Annotated in this window: 2 protein-coding genes; both read right to left on the minus strand. The window is 27.0% G+C overall.

The window, feature by feature from the left end; all coding sequences use genetic code 4:
* Positions 1 to 164: 164 nt before the first annotated feature.
* Entirely contained in the window at positions 165 to 3479 is a 3315-nt protein-coding gene (locus tag JN03_RS09925; protein WP_134076728.1) for a leucine-rich repeat protein, read from the minus strand.
* Between the two features lie 12 nt (positions 3480 to 3491).
* On the minus strand, positions 3492 to 3880 hold a 389-nt coding region (locus tag JN03_RS03115), incomplete at its 5' end, for a hypothetical protein (protein ID WP_166666772.1).

The raw sequence follows: 3880 nt of genomic DNA on the forward strand, positions 1-3880 counted from the left end.
AAAAAAAAAAAAAATGGTTATCCAAATGCATTTGCAGCAAAAATTATGCTAAAACAAGAGAAAATTTGTGATTTAACTAAATATTGATTATAAAGCAAAAAATCTATATAAAAAGTAAAAAGAAGAACATATGTCCTTCTCTTTATCTTAATTTAATAATAAGATTACTTATTTCATTCAATTGTTATGTTTGAAGTACCGGTTGGTTGTGATTCATTTCAGTGTTGACCAATTCAGTATTTACTTCAACCTTCTGGTTTTTTATCAATTTCTTTTATGTTTATTTTCATATTACCAAAAGTTAAAATAACTGTAGATAAAACACTTTCATCATTGGATGAAGCTTTTAAAACTTCTTCATAGCTTAATGCTGGTCAAAAGGCTATAGGGCCCACATATTTTAAAGTTTTTGGTAATGTAATTTCACCAAAGTGAGGATATCAAAAAGTTTGACGACCTATACTTTCTATTTTGGTGTTTGATAAATCAAGATGTGACATTCTGAATATTTTATTTATGATGTTATTATTTTGGTTTACATCAGAAACACCTAATCTTGTTAGCATTGTAAGTTCATTAAAGTTACATTCAGATATTCAACCATTACCATCAATTAAAGAATTACGAATTTCTTTGATATTTCTTGGCAAACGTAATTTTTTAAGGTTATTTCATCCATCAAGACCAGTTTGTCTATAAATGTTTTCACCATCATCACTTTCAAAATCAGCCAAATAAAGTTCTTCAATAGTATTGGAATCAGCAATCATACCAAAATTAAAGGTGTCTTTTTTCTTGTTTTGAAGATCAACTTTTTTCAATTTTCTATTGGTTTGATCAAATACGAAATAGTCTAATTTGTTTAAATTAGCTGCTCTAAGAATAAATTCTTCAAGTTTATTTCCGGTAAATGCATTTTTGCCAATTTTTTCGTATGGAATATCTCTTTTGAATTTAACTTCTGATTCTTTTTTATCTAAGAATTTAATTAATTGTTTTTGATCTTTAGTTTCAAGATAAGTGAATTTTTCAGTAACATCTTCACGTAATGCAATCTTAGATTGTTCACCTGTTGATATTAATTTAAGTTTAAACGATCCTTTAATATCAGGATTTGTTACTGATACAAGATCACTAAAATTGTCTCTACCTTCAAAATAATAAGCGTGGTTATTATAATATTTAAATGTGGCTACAACATTTTCTGCAACATCATTTGAATAAGTAGAAAATAAATTAGTTATTGTTTCAATATTATCATACATTTCAAGATAATGCAAATCACCAGATTCTCCTGAAATTAGAGTGTTAATTTTCTTGATAGTTTTAGGAAGTTTAATTCCCACTACTTGTGAGTGGAATTCATCATAACTATTAATTATTAACTTATCAATTTCTTCAATACCTTCATCAAGTTTAACAAAATAGTTTGAACCAAATGTTTCGTTTGAATACATAGTTCCTACTTTTTTAACCCTATAAGAACCTATGAAGGCAGGTATTTGAAATATCGGTCTTAATCTTTGTTCCAAAGATGCAACTTTATGACCATTACGTTCAATAATTTCATATGTAAAATCTTGTTCATTTTGATCTAGTGTCTTAAAATTAGATATTACTTTGCTATATTCTTGTGAAACTGTTGAAGGATTTTTTGCATCTTTCACTTTGTAAGTAACTGTAATTTTATCTTTATCAGTTTGTTTAACTTTTACATCTTCAGTAACAAATTCAATACGACTGTCTTTAGTTATAAGATTAATGGCATTAAAGTTATCTCATAAATCATAAGCCATTGTGTTTTGCTTATCTACAACATCAAATGTTATTTGTTGTGCTAAATCATTAACTAGTTTCAAAGGCATTTTAAAGCCAGTGATTTCTATTTGACGTTGTGATGAAAAAATATCAGATCTACCAGTTTTATCTTTGATTCTAAATGAAACTTTAATTGATACTAAATCAGCAGGATGTGATATTTCAACACTACCAGCGTCTATTTCAAAACCTGGATCAATGTCTTGTTTCAAATGTGAAAGTTGATTAACTTGTATTGCTTCTTTTGATTCAACACCATCAACTGAAATTACGTTAGTTCCATTTAAATATTCATCTAATTCTGTTTGAATTGCATAATATTTAAAACCATTGATGGTAAAGGTTTTTTCACCTGATTCAAATTGAGTTTTCTTATCTTTAATTTTATATGAAACTATAACATTAGTTCTTTTTGTTGAATTTGTTTCATCTTCTTGAATTAATTCGTCACCATAATAAATAACTTCCAAATTATTGCTATTTGCTTGTGAAGTAAGTGTATTAGTTAAATTAGTTTTCTTTAAACTACTTGCAAAAGTAGTGCTTTTATCAGTATAATCAAAAGTTATACCATTTGCTGCATCTTCAACTGCTTTTTTATAATCAAAAAAGCCAGCTATTATAACTTCAATAACTTCAGATGATTCTTTGGTACTTCTATCAACTATTTTAACTTTTGCTTTTATTTTATTATCATCTTCTAATTTTTCAAATGTTTCAAATTCTAATTGATAATTTGGATTAGCTAAAGGTGTGCCTTCAACAATACCTTTTTCAGTTGCGTCTTGAACATATGTTGAAGCAACATCTTTATAATTAACATTCAAACTTTTCAAATAATCGGTTAATTTAGTTGAAGGAATAGCGAAGTCTTTAAATTTGATTTCTAGTTTATCAGAAATAAATTTTTCATCTTCAATAGATTTAACTTTTAACTTGTAAGAAAATATAGCTTCAGCCTCATCATCATTAGTTGTAACATCAATATTTACAATTTCATATTGTAAAGCATCATCATTGTCTTGTTTTAAGTAAATGTTAAAGTGTTTGAATTTACCATTTTCTTTTTTAGCAACTTCTGAAGCTAAGTGTTGTCCACGAATGAAATTAATGAATTCAATTTTAACTTTATCATTAACTCTATCTTCTTCTTTTTCACTAATTTGACCAAGTTTATTAAGTTCAACTTTTTCTTTTGGAGGTTTTAAATCTCTAAATTCAAAAAATCTGTAGTTTGATTGTGCATTATTGATTTTATTACGGATTGCAAACTTAGTACGGAAGGTAGTATAAGGTTTATCACTATCAAGTGGTTGTTTATCAACTTCATCTTTATCTGTTTCAACTATCAGTTCATATAGCTTGCCATCTAAATTTGAAGCTTCAAAATCAGCAATCTTTGTAATATCAGCTTTAGTTTTATTTTCTTTATCTTTTACATCAATTTTAATTGATTGTAAAACTTTATCAAGAAAAGATACTTTTCTTTGATTTGAAAAAACTGTTGAAAGTGATACTATTGAAGAAAGTGCTGCAGTGGCTGCACCTATAGATGATCAAACAATAACCTTATTTTTAGGATTTTGTGTTTTGATTTTATCTTCAGATACTTGCTGTTTTGGTTGTTGTGTGTTTAATTTTTTCTGTTCTTGCTCTTTCATAAGTTAGTGCCCTTACAAGATTTTTGCAAATGATAAAATTAGAAAAATTAGATTAATTAAAAACAATCCTGAAATTAGACCAATAACTGCAAATACTCATTTTGGCATTTTGTATCTAACAGTTGAGATTTTGATAGACTCGGTTGCTTCAAAACCTGTGTTTTTGAGAATTTCAGAAATTTTTGAACTAGCCAAAATGGCTTCTGAATAATATTGGGTTGGTGTTCCAAGACCACCAATAGTTTTGATAAAAATTTGTGATTTAGTTTTATCTTGTTCTAGGAAATAATAAACATCAACATCATTTCCATTTTCTAATGTGTTTTCAATCACAATTTTTCCGTTAAAGTTTTCAAGTGTTCCTTTAACATCTGATTTTTGAATGTCTTTAGCTTTTTTAG

This window comes from Metamycoplasma hyosynoviae, from assembly GCF_004365165.1.
GTDB lineage: Bacteria > Bacillota_I > Bacilli_A > Mycoplasmatales > Metamycoplasmataceae > Metamycoplasma > Metamycoplasma hyosynoviae.